The organism is Pseudomonas sp. ADAK2 TE3594 (assembly GCF_053628675.1).
In genome coordinates, this window is the sequence record NZ_JBRJGV010000001.1 from 3942031 (window position 1) to 3956510 (window position 14480).

General features: G+C 61.3%; 10 protein-coding genes. 4 read left to right on the forward strand and 6 right to left on the reverse strand.

The window, feature by feature from the left end; genetic code table 11:
- Positions 1-210: 210 nt before the first annotated feature.
- The gene (gene dkgB, locus AB7M22_RS17495) at positions 211-1014 is read left to right on the forward strand and encodes a 2,5-didehydrogluconate reductase DkgB (RefSeq protein ID WP_454187235.1); all 804 of its coding nucleotides are present in this window, start codon (positions 211-213) and stop codon (positions 1012-1014) included.
- Positions 1015-1017: 3 nt separating this feature from the next.
- Here the strand turns inward: dkgB and AB7M22_RS17500 are convergent, their stop codons facing one another.
- The 5 genes from AB7M22_RS17500 to AB7M22_RS17520 form a co-directional block, all read right to left on the reverse strand.
- Complete coding sequence (locus AB7M22_RS17500; protein ID WP_454187236.1) at positions 1018-4248, reverse strand: transporter substrate-binding domain-containing protein; 3231 nt, start codon at positions 4246-4248, stop codon at positions 1018-1020.
- A gap of 12 nt (positions 4249-4260) precedes the next feature.
- On the reverse strand, positions 4261-4881 hold the full coding sequence (locus AB7M22_RS17505; RefSeq protein ID WP_454187237.1) for a response regulator: 621 nt from the start codon (positions 4879-4881) through the stop codon (positions 4261-4263).
- 153 nt (positions 4882-5034) lie between these two features.
- On the reverse strand, positions 5035-5472 hold the full coding sequence (locus AB7M22_RS17510; RefSeq protein WP_454187238.1) for a response regulator: 438 nt from the start codon (positions 5470-5472) through the stop codon (positions 5035-5037).
- 295 nt (positions 5473-5767) lie between these two features.
- Complete coding sequence (locus tag AB7M22_RS17515) at positions 5768-7105, reverse strand: lysine N(6)-hydroxylase/L-ornithine N(5)-oxygenase family protein (RefSeq protein WP_454187239.1); 1338 nt, start codon at positions 7103-7105, stop codon at positions 5768-5770.
- 144 nt (positions 7106-7249) lie between these two features.
- Positions 7250-7732: a sigma-70 family RNA polymerase sigma factor gene (locus AB7M22_RS17520; protein ID WP_032835718.1), complete on the reverse strand. Its 483-nt coding sequence runs from the start codon at positions 7730-7732 to the stop codon at positions 7250-7252.
- A gap of 301 nt (positions 7733-8033) precedes the next feature.
- Here AB7M22_RS17520 and AB7M22_RS17525 point away from each other — a divergent pair, with 301 nt between their 5' ends.
- The 3 genes from AB7M22_RS17525 to AB7M22_RS17535 are packed head-to-tail and all read left to right on the forward strand — an operon-like array spanning position 8034 to position 12573.
- Positions 8034-9197: an efflux RND transporter periplasmic adaptor subunit gene (locus AB7M22_RS17525; protein WP_454187240.1), complete on the forward strand. Its 1164-nt coding sequence runs from the start codon at positions 8034-8036 to the stop codon at positions 9195-9197.
- Positions 9198-11171: a MacB family efflux pump subunit gene (locus AB7M22_RS17530; protein WP_454187241.1), complete on the forward strand. Its 1974-nt coding sequence runs from the start codon at positions 9198-9200 to the stop codon at positions 11169-11171. It begins immediately after the preceding gene.
- 7 nt (positions 11172-11178) lie between these two features.
- Positions 11179-12573, forward strand: a complete 1395-nt coding sequence (locus AB7M22_RS17535) for an efflux transporter outer membrane subunit (protein ID WP_454187242.1) — start codon at positions 11179-11181, stop codon at positions 12571-12573.
- Between the two features lie 135 nt (positions 12574-12708).
- Here AB7M22_RS17535 and pvdP read toward each other — a convergent pair whose 3' ends face one another.
- Positions 12709-14334: a pyoverdine maturation tyrosinase PvdP gene (gene pvdP, locus AB7M22_RS17540; protein WP_454187243.1), complete on the reverse strand. Its 1626-nt coding sequence runs from the start codon at positions 14332-14334 to the stop codon at positions 12709-12711.
- Between the last annotated feature and the right edge of the window lie 146 nt (positions 14335-14480).

Consider the following 14480-nt stretch of genomic DNA (forward strand, 5'->3'; position numbering starts at 1 on the left):
CTCGCTCCCACAGGGGATCTGTGGTGTACGCAAATCCAGTGTGGGAGCGAGCCTGCTCGCGATAGCGTCAGATCAGGCACTATCAATACCACTGACATGTCACCCATTCATGACTTGCGGTAAACAGTGCTTTGCCCAACCAGCGGTTTTTCTCAAGGGTGCCGCCGGGGATACTCCCGCTCATTCCCACTGCAACCCCTGGAGTCATTGATGTCTATCCCCGCATTCGGTCTTGGTACCTTTCGCTTGCAAGGCCAAGTGGTCATCGATTCGGTGAGCACCGGTCTTGAGCTGGGCTACCGGGTCATCGATACCGCGCAAATCTACGAAAACGAAGCCGAGGTCGGCCAGGCCATCGCTGCCAGTGGCATTGCTCGTGACGAGCTGTTCATCACCAGCAAAATCTGGGTCGCCAACTTTGCCAAGGACCGGTTGATCGACAGCCTCAAAGAGAGTCTGAACAAGCTGCAAACCGATTACCTGGACCTGACGCTGATCCACTGGCCGTCGCCGGAAGATCAGGTTCCGGTCGAAGAATTCATGGGCGCCTTACTCCAAGCCAAACAACTGGGCCTGACCCGACAAATCGGCGTATCCAACTTCACGGTCGAGCTGATGCAACAGGCCATTGCTGCCATCGGTGCCGAGAACATCGCCACCAACCAGATCGAGCTGCACCCGTACCTGCAAAACCGCAAGGTGGTCGAATTCGCCCAAAGCCAAGGTATCCGGATCACCTCTTACATGACCCTGGCCTACGGCGAAGTGCTGAAGGATCCGCTCATCCAGCAGATCGCCGATCGCCTTCAGGCGACACCGGCCCAGGTCACGCTGGCGTGGGCCATGCAGCTTGGGTACGCGGTGATTCCTTCCTCGACCAAACGCGCCAACCTGCAAGGCAATCTGCAAGCCTGCGCCCTGCCCCTGAGCGACGCCGACATGGCGCTGATCGCGGGCCTGGATCGCGGTCAGCGGCTGACCAGCCCCAAAGGCATTGCGCCGCAGTGGGATTGAGTTTCAGCCTTGGCTCAAATCCGGGCTCAAGTGTTCGTCCAGCGATGACATAGCGTGCTGCAGCTGGTTGACGGCTTCGTCGATCAGCGCCAGCTCCCCCGCCTCGATGACGCGCTCCAGTTGTTCGCAGCGTTCGATCAAACGCACCGCACGGACCATGCGCGCACCGCCCTTGATGCGGTGCGCCAAGGCTTGCAGGTCATGGCGATTGCCACTGGCGTGCGCCTCAAGCAGATCATCCCGATCAACCCGGTTGGTCACCGCCAGTTCGCGCACCAGCTGATCGAGCAGCGTGCGGTCCACACCGACGTATTGCTCCAGGCCGCTCAGGTCCATCTCGGCCGTGGGTTGCTCTTCGAGCGTCTCCGGCGCTTCGCTCACAAACCTGGAGGCCAGCCATGCGCTCAAATCTGCCAGCAGGATGGGTTTGAACAGGCAGTCGTCCATGCCTGCCTCCAGGCAGCGGACTTTTTCTTCGGGCTGCGCATTGGCGGTAAAGCCCAGAATCAGCGTCGACGGTAATCCTTTGGCGCACTCTTCATCGCGGATTGCACCCGCCAGTTCATAACCACTGAGCCTGGGCATATTGCAGTCGGTAACCACCAGATCGAACTCATGTTCGCGCCACAGCTCAAGCCCCCGAGCGCCCTCTTCGGCCTCCAGAACACGATGTCCCAGGTGGCTCAGTTGCCGTGAAAGCAACAGTCGATTAGCCGGGTGATCGTCGACCACCAGAATCGTCAGTGGTCGCGTCGGCACCTGCAACCCGCTGTCCACTGCCTCAATGGCAGGCAACGGTTGCAGTGCGATCAGCTCAAGGTTGATGTCGACCTGTGTGCCTTGCCCGAGGACGCTGCCGAGTTGCAACCGACCGCCCGTCATTTCGCACAATGTGCGGCTGATCACCAGGCCCAACCCGGAACCGCCGCGAGCTGACTGCGGGTTATTGCTGGCCTGGGCGAACGGGCTGAACAACCGTTGCCGATCGACTTCGCTGATGCCAATACCGGTGTCTTCAATGCGCACACTGACCGCCAGATGCCCTGGCGTCGCGGGCGTCACCCGCAGCGCCAGGCTCACCTCGCCCTCACGGGTGAACTTGATGGCGTTGCTCAGCAGGTTGGACAGCACCTGCTTGAAACGGGTGGGGTCGAGCAACACGTCGCAGTCGCTGTGTTCATCCAGATCGACTCGCCACGCCAGCCCATTCTGCCGTGCAAGGCCTTCGAAAACCCCACACACCGATTCCACCAGCCGCCGAAGATTGGCCCGCTCAGGTGCCAGGGATAAATGCCCGGACTCGATGCGGGCGATGTCCAGAATGTCACCGATCAGCGCCAGCAATTGTTGTGCAGCATCAGACGCTACCTCAATGGCAAAGCGATCGGTGACGCCCTCGTCCGCACGTTTCAGGGCCAGTTCGAGCATGCCGATCAGGGCGCTCATCGGTGTGCGGATCTCATGACTCATGGTCGCCAGAAAGGTGGTTTTGGCGCGGTTGGCATCGTCCGCCTCGTTCTTGGCATCCTGCAATTGCTGCAACCACTGCTGACGCTGGCGGATCTGCCGACGCTGCCAGGCAATCCAGCCCATGGCGAGCAACAGCAAGGCGCCAGCCACGGCGAACGCCTGAAGAATGCCCTGACGATGGCGCAGCCAATAGCTGTCATCCAGCACCACATCATGACTCCAGCGGGCCACCAGATCGTCCATTTCCTGAGGCGAAATGCTCAGCAACGCCTTGTTCAGAATCGAGTGCAGCTCCAGCGCGCCGCGATTGGTGGCCAAGGCAATACGGGCAGGTTGATCACCCACGGTGCTGCTGACGCGCAGACGATCACGGTAATGCCGAGCGATCAGGTAACGGGCGACGATCAACGAACTGAGCGTCGCATCAGCCTGCCCCTTGATCACCCGGTCCATGCCTTCGGCCGGGCTTTTCACTTCGACCAGACGCACCTGCGGCGCCCGAGCCTGCATGAACCCAAACAACGGATGACCACGATAAATCGCCAGGCGTTTACCGGCCAGATCGTCCAGCGTCCTGGGGCTGCCTTGGGTAGTTGCACTGACCAGCACAAACGGATTGCTGAGGTAGGCGCGGGTGAAGAGCAACGTGTCCTCACGCTCGGTACTGGGCGTGACCACGGGCAACAGGTCGATCTCGCCGTCCCGCAGTTGCTCGATTTGCCGGTCCAGTGAGTGGCCGCGTTGCACCTGGAATCTCAAGCCGCTGCGCTGGCTGATCAGCGTCAGCAACTGCGCGGTCAACCCGCTGAGCCGGCCTTGGGCATCGTAGAACGTCAACGGGGCAAAGTTATCGATCGTGCCGACAATGACCGTCGGATGCCGGTCCAGCCAGCGTTGTTCACTGGGGCTCAAACGCACCGGCTGTTGACCCGCCGTATTAGCCCTGCCGGCACTCCAGCGCACCTCGATGACCGCGCGCTGGTCCATCGGAATCGCCGCCAGAGCCTTGTCGACGATGCTTTTGAGACGCGGATTATCCACCGCCAAAGCGAAGCCGAACGGATTGGCATCCAGACCGGAAGGCCCCGCCAGATGAACGTTATTGAGGTAGTTGTTGTTGATCAGGTAATTGGCGCTGATGAAATCCCCGAGGTACACATCGTCTGGCCCGAACGCTACCGCTCCGAGCGCATCGAGTGCCGAGGGATAACGCTGCAAACTTGCAGCGGGATAAAACGCTTCAACCGTCTGCGCCTGCAAATAGTCTTCGACCATGGCGATACGTTTGCCGGCAAGGTCGACGGGCATTCGCTCGTCCAGTCGGGTGACCAGCATGGGCTGATCTTCGGCATAGGCTCGGGACCGGGTCAGCGCGGGGTCGGCCGCCTCGAAGTTGTTCGAGGTGCCGAGCAGATCCAGTTCATGGCGTTTGAGGGCGTCCATGGCGGCCTCACGAGTGGCATAACGCAGCACGTCGATCTTGACGTGCAGCAGTTGCCCCACCAGCTCGGCGTAATCGGCGGTGATGCCTTCCAGCTCATCGCGATGGCGCGTCACTTCGAATGGCGGGTAATCCGCCCCCGTCACCCCCAGGCGCAGAACCCGTTTATCGCGTAGCCATTGCCAGTCCTTTTCATCCAGCTTGACCTGAAAACCCTCCACTGTGGAGCGCCCCAGCAATTGCAACCGCTGTGGCTCGTCGGCCATCGCCGCAGGCAACTGCGTTAAAAGACTCAGTGCCAAGGCCAACAGCAACATGCGCATGATCGGGTTCACTCAGATCAGATGATTACGCTTGGCGAAGTCGCGCAAGTGCACCGCCGCGTTCACCCCGAGCTTTTCGATCAAGCGGGTTTTATAGGTGCTGACAGTCTTGTGACTCAGGTGCATAAGCTCGGCGATGGTCTTGTTGCTCGTGCCCCGGGCCAGGTATTGCAGGATGGTCAGCTCGCGGTTGGAGAGCTTGTCGATCATCTGTTTTTCGCTGCGTTGCAGGGAGTCCTGCGATCCCGAAGGCAGCCGCGCAAAATAGGTGTAACCGGTCATGACCGCATGCACGGCTTTTTGCAATTGACTCAGGACGTTGGTCTTGGCGACATACGCCATGGCCCCGGCGCGCATGCAACGCTCTTGAAAAAACAGCGGATCCATGGACGTGAAAACCAGTACCAGACTTGACCAATCATTGGCCCTGATCCGGTCCAGCACATCCAGCCCATCGCCCTCGGGCATGACCAGATCCAGCACCACCAGCATGGGTGAATGCTCTCGGAGCATCGACAATGCCTCGCTACCGCTGGACGCCTCATAAATCCGTTTGAAACCCTCCTTCTCCAATACGATTTTGACTGCGGCGCGTACCACCGGATGATCGTCCACAATCAGCACTGACTTCATGGTAATTCCCTGTGCAAAGATCTGACGATTGCGCACCAATGCACGCCGGATAACGACGAACCGGACGCAACGGCTGCGCTAAGACTTTTGCATGGAAGGCAGAAAGAATGTACCTGACAGAAATGATAGTACCGACGAACGGTAACCCCGGAATCAACCGATCTGATGCAGATACCGCGCATACACCGGGGGCTGTGCAGCTTCACACGCAGGCGGATCGATGAACGCCATCAGCCGTTGAATGGACGCAAAATCCGGCAGGGCCGCGTGGCTTATCTGAACCTTCTGCTCAACACCGACGGCAGAAGTTGGCGCCAGTTGTGCCGTCAGGCCATCGTAAATCAAGGCGTGGTGAACCTGGCGGTTATCGAGGAAGAACCCGGGCAGGTCCAATGCCCCTCCCGCCAGTGAGGCATTGATGACCACCAGATCAAATGGCTCGCAGCCGTACTCGACCAGAATCAGCATTTGCGCAAGGTTTTGCACCGGCGCTACCCGGTAGTAATCGAGCTGATTGAACAGCCGTTCGGTTTTCATCCGGTGAAAATGCTGTTCGTCGGCGATCAGGATACGCAAGGCTTTGTTGGTCATCGCGTGCCTCCAGTTCAATGACTGATGAGTGAGGCGGCAAGACTACGCAAGACCAAGGAAGCGTTCTGTAGGACGTTTCCTAAAAGCTGTGTCGATTATCCCTTCGGCATGTGGTTCACAGGGACGGGGCGGGGTTCGCCGGGTTCAGGATTTTAGATTTGTGGTGCTTTTGAGGGCGCCATCGCGGGCAAGCCCGCTCCCACAGGGATCTTCAGTGAACACAGATTGGGTGACTGAAGATCAAATTGTGGGAGCGGGCTTGCCCGCGATAGCGGCCTCACAGCCGCCACAAATCTCAGCTCGCTGTGGCCAACAACAAATCCATCACCGACCGGCCATGCCCACGCGACTTGCCATGGTCATACAGCGAGCCGGCAATTTCATCGGCGCGAATCGGCAGGATCGACAGCAAGGTGTCGCTCAAGCCGTGGCTGGCCTGGCAGAAGCCCTGCATGTAGATGCCGGCCTTGCAACGCTCGTCGGTGATCAGTTTGTAGTTGCGATCGACCTCGAAATCGCCCAGGTACTGTGCAAGCGGCGCCAGCAACTTGCGGTGCATCTGACGCTCGTAACCGGTGGCCAGTACCACTGCGTCGTAACGACTAACCGTGACTTCACCCGTGGCGTTGTTGCGCGTCGCCAGCTCGATACCGCGCTCGGTGGCGGTGGCTTTTTCGACGGTGGTCAGGGTACGGAACGCATGGCGCGCGATGCCCGAGACTTTCTGCCGGTAGAAGATGCCGTAGATGCGTTCGATCAGGTCGATGTCCACCACCGAATAGTTGGTGTTGTGGTACTCGTTGACCAGGCGCTCGCGTTCGCTGCTGGCCTGCTGGAACACCAGGTCGGTGAACTCCGGCGAAAACACTTCATTGACGAAGGGGCTGTCATCGGCCGGTTTCAGGGCCGAGCCACGCAGGATCATGTCCACCTGCACCGACGGGAAGCTGTCGTTCAGGTCGATGAAGGCTTCCGCCGCACTCTGCCCGCCGCCGATGATCGCAATGTTCATCGGTTGGTTGTTCACGCACGGCTGCCTGGCCATGCGCTCCAGGTACTGGGAGTGGTGGAACACCCGGCCGTCATCCTTCAGTGCCTTGAACGCTTCGGGAATACGCGGTGTGCCGCCGGCGCTGACCACTACCGAACGAGTGGTGCGCACATGCTGCTGACCTTGCGTATCACGCGAGATCACCCGCAGGGCTTCGACCTGCTGGTGGTGCAGCACCGGCTCGATGGCCAGCACTTCCTCGCCGTAGCGGCTCTGCTCGGTAAATTGCCCGGCGACCCAGCGCAGGTAGTCGTTGTACTCCATGCGGCACGGATAGAAGGTGCCGAGGTTGATGAAGTCCACCAGACGACCGTGCTGCTTGAGGTAGTTGACGAAGGAATACGGGCTGGTCGGGTTACGCAGCGTCACCAGATCCTTGAGAAAGGAAATCTGCAGTTCGCTCTGGGTGACCAGGGTATTGCCGTGCCAGCGGTAGTCCGCCTGCTTGTCGAGAAACAGCGCATCCAGCTCGCCCTGGCTCGGCCCGCGTTCTTGCAGGGCGATGGCCAGAGCCAGGTTCGAAGGGCCGAAACCGACGCCGATCAGGTCGTGAACGATGGGCGATGCAATTGCCTGTGTCATTTCCAGTGTCCTCTGGATGAACCCCGGACCAGCGGGGATAAAGCCTGGGTGACCTGACCGGCCTTGTACGGCAGCAGATCGTCTGTTGAATAGGAACGAGGACAATGAAAAAAAATTTAGCGAAGCCTGATTAAACCGAGCCGATCAATGGGCGTCCCACTGGCGCATGCGCACCCGGCAATGCTTCATGGCATTGACGATGTGCTTTTCCACCAGCGCCCGGGAAATCCCCAGGTGCTCGGCGATTTCCGGGTGCGACAAGCCGTCGATTTTGCGCAAGAGAAAACTCTCGCGACACAGCCGTGGCAACTCCGCCAGTGCGCGCTGGAGCATGTCCAGGCGCTGGCCGTGATCGAGGCTGTTGTGGGGGGATGGCGTGAAGTAGCGCTCTTCGCTGTCGAGCACGTCCAGGGATTCGACCTGACGCAAGGCATTGCGGCGGTGGTCATCGATCACCAGGTTGAGCGCGGTGCGATAAAGAAACGCCCGGGGTTGTTCGATCGGCGTCTCACTGGAACGCTCCAGCACCCGCAGATAAGCGTCATGCACCACATCTTCGGCCACCTGACGGTTGCCCAGCTTGGCGTTCAGGAAACACACCAGCTCGCGATAGTAGTTTTCCAACATGACTCCCGGTCCTTGAGCCAGATCTGCGCCATCAAAGAGATGGCGGCACGATGATGGCAGCGCGCAAGAGGCGTAATTTATAGTAATTCTCATATAGATTTAAAGCACTGGATCCATTTGCCTGAGAAATAACCTCATTTGTCGACCTGTAACGCCATGTATCAACGCTTAAATTCCCGTTCGGGGTTCTCGTTTACAGGACAGCTTCCCGTGTCTGTCGGTCCACCGACAGCGTTCAGCGGCGCCGGTCACTGCCGCGCTCGCCGAGCGACGGGCCGATTTTCACCGGCTGGAACCCCGCATGAAACGTCCCCGCCCCACCCGACGCGCCCTGTTTGTCGCTCTGTGCCTGATCCCCGCTGCTGCCCTGGCCGCCTGGCAAGTGATCCCGCAGGGGCGTGAGAAACTTGCCACCGCCGCCGTGACCCGCGCCGATATCGAAAACAGCGTGACCGCCCTCGGCACCCTGCAACCGCGACGTTACGTCGACGTCGGCGCCCAGGCGTCCGGGCAGATCCAGAAGATTCATGTCGAGGCCGGCGATCAGATCAAGGAAGGCCAATTGCTGGTGGAGATCGATCCCTCGACCCAGAAAGCCAAACTCGACGCCGGGCGCTTTTCCATCGACAACCTCAAGGCCCAGCTGCAAGAACAGCGCGCCCAGCACGACTTGGCGCAGCAAAAGTACCAGCGCCAGCAGAACCTCAAGGCCGGCGGCGCGACCCGCGAAGAAGATGTGCAGACCGCCCTCGCCGAAGTGCGGAAGACCCAAGCGCGCATCGACATGTTCCAGGCGCAGATCCGTCAAGCCCAGGCCAGTTTGCGCAGCGATGAAGCGGAGCTGGGTTACACACGAATCTACGCGCCGATGTCCGGCACGGTGGTCGCCGTCGGCGCCCGGGAAGGCCAGACGCTCAACGCACAACAACAGACGCCGCTGATATTGCGCATTGCCAAGTTGTCACCAATGACCGTGTGGGCCGAGGTGTCCGAGGCCGATATCGGCCAGGTCAAACCCGGCATGACCGCCTGGTTTACCACCCTCAGCGGTGGCAGCCGACGCTGGAGCAGCACCGTGCGGCAGATTTTGCCGGTGCCACCGCGCCCGCTCGAACAGGCTCAGGGTGGCAGCCCCACCAGTGGTCGTAGCGGCAGTGAACGGGTGGTGCTCTACACCGTGCTACTGGATGTCGACAACGCCGACAACGCCTTGATGACCGACATGACCGCCCAGGTTTTTTTCGTCGCCCAGCAAGCGCAGAACGTGCTGACGGTGCCCACCGCGGCCCTGCAAAACGGCTCCGCGGCAGATCGCCAGGTGGCGCAAGTGGTGGCGGCCAACGGCGAGGTGCAGCGCCGCGAGGTCCGCACCGGGATCAGCGACCGGCTGCGCACGCAGATTCTCGACGGGTTGGCGGAAGGCGATCACGTGCTGAGCGCTCCGCTCACCGGCAGCGGAGGCTGAATGCAAACGCCCCTGATTGACCTGCGACAGATCCGCAAAGCCTACGGCGGTGGCGACAGCCCCTTGGTGGAAGTGCTGCGCGGCATCGACCTGTCGATCCACGCCGGCGAATTTGTCGCCATTGTCGGCGCTTCCGGCTCCGGCAAATCGACCCTGATGAACATTCTCGGCTGCCTCGACCGGCCCACCAGCGGCGACTACTTGTTCGCCGGGGAAAACGTCGCCGGCCTTGGCAGCGACGAACTGGCGTGGCTACGGCGTGAGGCCTTTGGTTTCGTGTTTCAGGGTTACCACCTGATCCCGTCTGGATCGGCCCAGGAAAACGTCGAGATGCCCGCCATTTATGCCGGCACCCCGGCGGACGAACGCCATGCCCGCGCGGCGGCCCTGCTCGAGCGCCTCGGCCTGGGCTCGCGTACCGGCAACCGTCCGCATCAGCTCTCTGGTGGTCAGCAACAACGAGTGTCGATCGCCCGGGCCTTGATGAACGGCGGCCACATCATCCTCGCCGACGAACCCACCGGCGCCCTCGACAGCCACAGCGGCGCCGAAGTCATGAGCCTGCTCGATGAACTGGCCAGTCAGGGGCATGTGGTGATCCTGATCACCCACGATCGCGAAGTGGCCAGGCGTGCCAACCGGGTCATCGAAATCCGCGACGGCCTGATCATCAGCGACACCGCCACAAATCCTTCGGCCGCCCCGCGTACGACACGCCCCGGTGCGCTGCAAGCCGTAGACCTGCGCCAGCGCCTGAGCGCCGGCAGCGAAGCCAATGGCGCCTGGAAAGGCGAACTGGTGGACGCGGTTCAGGCGGCGTGGCGCGTGATGTGGATCAACCGCTTCCGCACCGCGTTGACATTGCTGGGAATTGTCATTGGCGTCGCGTCGGTGGTGGTGATGCTGGCGGTGGGCGAAGGCAGCAAGCGCCAGGTGATGGCGCAGATGGGCGCCTTCGGTTCCAACATCATTTACCTCAGCGGCGCCGCGCCCAATCCGCGTACGCCACCCGGGATCATTACCCTCGACGACGTCGCCGCGCTCGCCAACCTGCCCCAGGTGCAGCGGATCATGCCGGTCAACGGCTCGACGGCCGGCGTGCGTTTCGGCAACGCCGATCACACCGCCTATGTGGGCGGCAACGACACCAACTTCCCGAGTATTTTCAATTGGCCGGTGGTTCAGGGCAGCTATTTCACCCAGGCCGATGAAGACAGTGCCGCCGCGGTCGCGGTGATCGGCCACAAGGTCAGGGAGAAGCTGTTCAAAGACCTGGCCGACCCGATTGGCCAGTACATCCTGATCGAAAACGTGCCGTTTCAGGTGCTCGGCGTACTGGCGGAAAAAGGCTCCAGTTCCGGCGATTCCGACAGCGACAACCGCATCGCCGTGCCCTATTCGGCCGCCAGTGTGCGTCTGTTTGGCAGCCGCAATCCCGAGTACGTGGTGATCGCCGCCAGGGATGCGCGCAAGGTCAAGGAAGCCGAGCAGGCGATCGAACAAACGATGCTGCGCGAGCACAAGGGCAAGCGCGATTTCGAGTTGACCAACAACGCCGCCATGATCCAGGCCGAGGCCCGCACCCAGGGCACGCTGTCATTGATGCTCGGTTCGATTGCGGCGATTTCGTTGCTGGTCGGCGGCATCGGCGTCATGAACATCATGCTGATGACCGTGCGTGAACGCACCCGGGAAATCGGGATTCGCATGGCCACCGGCGCCCGTCAGCGCGACATCCTGCGCCAGTTTCTCACCGAGGCGGTGATGCTCTCGGTGGTCGGCGGTGTCGCCGGGATCGGTCTGGCGCTGCTGGTCGGTGGCGTGCTGCTGCTCGGCAATGTCGCGGTTGCGTTTCAGTTGTTCGCCGTGTTCGGCGCCTTCGGCTGCGCCTTGGTCACCGGTGTCATCTTCGGCTTCATGCCTGCCCGCAAGGCCGCCCGGCTCGATCCGGTCACGGCCCTTACCAGTGAATGATCGACCTATGAAAGTGCCCCTGACCCTTCTGGCCGCCAGCCTGTTGCTGGCCGCCTGCAGCAACCCTGCTCCCCGCCTCGACAGCGGCCTGCAACCACCCGCCGCCTGGCAATCGCCGAACACCGCCGCCGCTGCACACAGCAATCGGCAATGGTGGACGCAGTTCGGCAGCCCGCAACTCAATCACCTGATCGAACAGGCCAGCGTGGGCAGTCACGACCTGGCCGCCGCTGTCGCCCGGGTGCGGCAAGCCCAGGCCAGCGCCACCATCGCCGGCGCCCCGCTGCTGCCCGAACTCAAGGCCGGCCTCAACGCCAATCGCCAACGCTTGCTGCACGGCAAGGGCTACAGCCAACTGGACGTCAGCCCCGATAATCGCTCGCTGAATTATTACGATGCGGAACTGAGCGCCAGTTACGAAATCGATTTCTGGGGCGGCAAACGGGCGGCCCGGGACAGTGCCCTGCTCGGCTTGCAGGCCAGCGAGTTCGATCGGGCCACCGTGGAACTGACCTTGCAAAGCGGCGTGGCCAACAGCTACACCCAGGCCTTGTCGTTGCGTGAACAGCAACGGATCGCCGAGTTGAACCTGGCCAACGCCCAAAGCGTTTTGCGATGGGTGCAGACCCGTTATGACGCCGGCAGCGCCACCGCGCTGGAACTGGCGCAGCAAAAAAGCCTGGTGGCCGAACAGCAACGCAAACTGCCACTGGTGCAACAACAGGCCCGGGAAGCGCGGATCACCCTCGCCGCCCTGCTCGGCCAACCGGTGCAGGCACTGACGCTGACGGAGCAGCCGTTCGATCAATTGCATTGGCCGGAGATTGCCAGCGGCGTGCCCAGTGAATTATTGAGTCGCCGCCCGGACATCGCCAGCGCCGAAGCCAAACTCGCCGCTGCCCAGGCCGATGTGACCGTCGCCCGCGCGGCGATGCTGCCCAAGCTGACGCTCACCGCCAGCCTGGGCACCGGCGCCGACCTGGCCTCGGATATGTTGCGCACCACCTTTTACAACCTGTCCTCGGGACTGGTGGCGCCGGTCTTCAACAACGGGCGCCTCAGCGCCGAGCGCGACAAGGCCACGGCACGTCAACAGGAACTGCTGGAAACCTATCGCGGGGCAATCATCAATGGCTTCGCCGATGTAGAAAAAGCCCTCAACATCATTCGCGGGCTGGACGAACAACGTCAGTGGCAAGGGGAGGAACTGAGCCAGGCGCAGAGCGCTTTCGACATCGCCCAGAGCCGTTACCAGGCCGGCGCCGAAGACCTGCTCACGGTGCTGCAAACCCAGCGCACGCTGTATGCCGCCCAGGATCTGAATGTGCAGCTGAGACTGTCGCGGTTGCAGGCCAGTATTGCGTTGTACAAGGCGTTGGGTGGGGGTTGGCAGGTGCTTTAGCTCGGTGTGAGTTTTGAGATCGCTATCGCGAGCAGGCTCGCTCCCACATTGGATCGGCGTCGTACACAAACATTGTGTCCAGCCCGGATCCTGTGGGAGCGAGGCTTGCCCGCGAATGAACGATAATGCGGTCTATTAAACCGGCCATCCCTTGACCTTCAAATGCCGCGCATACCACGGCCGTCGCGGCACTTTGCGCAACAGGTCACTCATGTTGTCTTCATCGCCAAAGGTGATACGCAACGCCAGCTTCATGGTTTCCGGGTCCATCTCCACCGAACGCCCCACCTGCAGACCCGGCGTCGTGCTGCAACCGTGGGTGTCCGGCCCGAGCCACGGATCGCCGACTTCCACCCAACGCCCTGGCGCAAACCACGGCACGCCGTTGACCTCCAGGCGGCTCAATTCGCCTGGGTGAAAACGTTCATGGGCGCGGAACCAGTCTTCGATGCGATCGTCGATCCAACCGTGGAAACGCCAGAACACCGGATTGACGTGGGACGAAAACGGATCGCCGAGAAAATCGTTTTCCGGGGCATACCAACGCGCCGCGAAATCGGCCTGATCCCGAGCCATCGGCACCGGTATCTCGTTGGACGGATCCCGAGCCACCGAGGCCCAGCGCATGTGCAGCCAATCGTGCAGGCCCAACTCGACCTCCGAACCGAACTGGCCGAGGGTCAGTTTCGACAGGTAACGCGGATCCCGGTACTGCGACTCCCAGACCTGGAAGTTGCTGTGATAGGTCTCTGCGGCTTTGATATCGCTGACCCACTTGGTGTATTCGTCGTCGCCTTCGGTCAACCAGGTCGGCGGCAAGGCATTGCCATCGTGATTGTCGAAATAGCGCGCGAAGCCCTGGCGATCACGCTCGAGTTCCGGCTGCGGCAGAGGGAATGCCGGCCATGACGGCAAATCCTGCATGGACCGGGCGGTGCCGAGCATGTGCCGGTGCATGAAGAAGAAATCGATGCCCGAACCGTTGCGGTCCTTGCGCGGCCCGCGAGCGTCACGCTCCTTGTCTCGTGGGCCGGGTTGCCAGCCGATACCGCGCAACGCTTCGCGTTTTTTCTCCGAGAGCTTGTGCCATTTGTCTCGGGAGGCGTGCCAGAGCTGATGAAACAATCGATGTTCGGGGGATACCAGCCACGCCAGAAATGTCGGATTGAGGGCCGTCCGCTCCCGCGCTTCGGGAAAACGGCGCTTGATGGCGATAAAGCGGTTGTCGAGTTCGGGTAAACCCAATGGGCGATTCAGGCTCAGCACCTGGCCGTTGAACGTACCGCTGCCAGCGTTGCCGAAAGCGGCCCAAACCTCATCGAGCTTAGCCTTGAACTCATACACTGGTGCCACCAACGAGGCGTCGGTGCGCATCAGCCGCCAGTACAGTTCGGCGCCATTAGCCGGCGCCAGATCGCCGATCACCTGATAGCGCGGCACCCCTTCCCCGCGCAGGTGAGTGCCGGTGTCCAGGTAGCCGCGCAACCCTCGTCCACGGTGGGCGATGTCGAGAAACAGCTCCAGCCCATCCTGCGGCAAGCCATCAAGCCCGGCATCGCTGCCGACAAAACGAATGTCCCAGACTCCGCGCAAGCTGTCGGCCAGTTGCTGCCCGGCGGTGCTGGCCAAGTCAACCATGGCCTCCCCTGGCGTGATCGGTTCCTTTTCCCGGGTCAACTCACGATGTGCATAAAAAGCGGCAGGCACCGCAGCGCTCGTGAGCGCCAGGCCCGCCATGAACCAGCGTCGAGAAATCGTCATTGCCCTACCTGTGTCAGCCATGAAGCAGGCTTTATCCAAGCTAGAACGTTTGTTGTGGGGGGAAATTTAAGCGCACCGGACACACCCTTGTGGAGAGCTCCCTCACTACAGGGAATCGCACAAGCCGCTAATTTTTTCTGTCGGTC

Excerpts from the sequence above, each read along its gene's own strand:
- pvdP (WP_454187243.1), bottom strand. The coding sequence starts at position 14,334 with ATGACGATTTCTCGACGCTGGTTCATGGCGGGCCTGGCGCTCACGAGC.
- AB7M22_RS17500 (WP_454187236.1), bottom strand. The coding sequence starts at position 4,248 with ATGCGCATGTTGCTGTTGGCCTTGGCACTGAGTCTTTTAACGCAGTTG.
- AB7M22_RS17520 (WP_032835718.1), bottom strand. The coding sequence starts at position 7,732 with ATGTTGGAAAACTACTATCGCGAGCTGGTGTGTTTCCTGAACGCCAAG.
- AB7M22_RS17505 (WP_454187237.1), bottom strand. The coding sequence starts at position 4,881 with ATGAAGTCAGTGCTGATTGTGGACGATCATCCGGTGGTACGCGCCGCA.
- AB7M22_RS17525 (WP_454187240.1), top strand. The coding sequence starts at position 8,034 with ATGAAACGTCCCCGCCCCACCCGACGCGCCCTGTTTGTCGCTCTGTGC.
- dkgB (WP_454187235.1), top strand. The coding sequence starts at position 211 with ATGTCTATCCCCGCATTCGGTCTTGGTACCTTTCGCTTGCAAGGCCAA.
- AB7M22_RS17510 (WP_454187238.1), bottom strand. The coding sequence starts at position 5,472 with ATGACCAACAAAGCCTTGCGTATCCTGATCGCCGACGAACAGCATTTT.
- AB7M22_RS17535 (WP_454187242.1), top strand. The coding sequence starts at position 11,179 with ATGAAAGTGCCCCTGACCCTTCTGGCCGCCAGCCTGTTGCTGGCCGCC.
- AB7M22_RS17530 (WP_454187241.1), top strand. The coding sequence starts at position 9,198 with ATGCAAACGCCCCTGATTGACCTGCGACAGATCCGCAAAGCCTACGGC.
- AB7M22_RS17515 (WP_454187239.1), bottom strand. The coding sequence starts at position 7,105 with ATGACACAGGCAATTGCATCGCCCATCGTTCACGACCTGATCGGCGTC.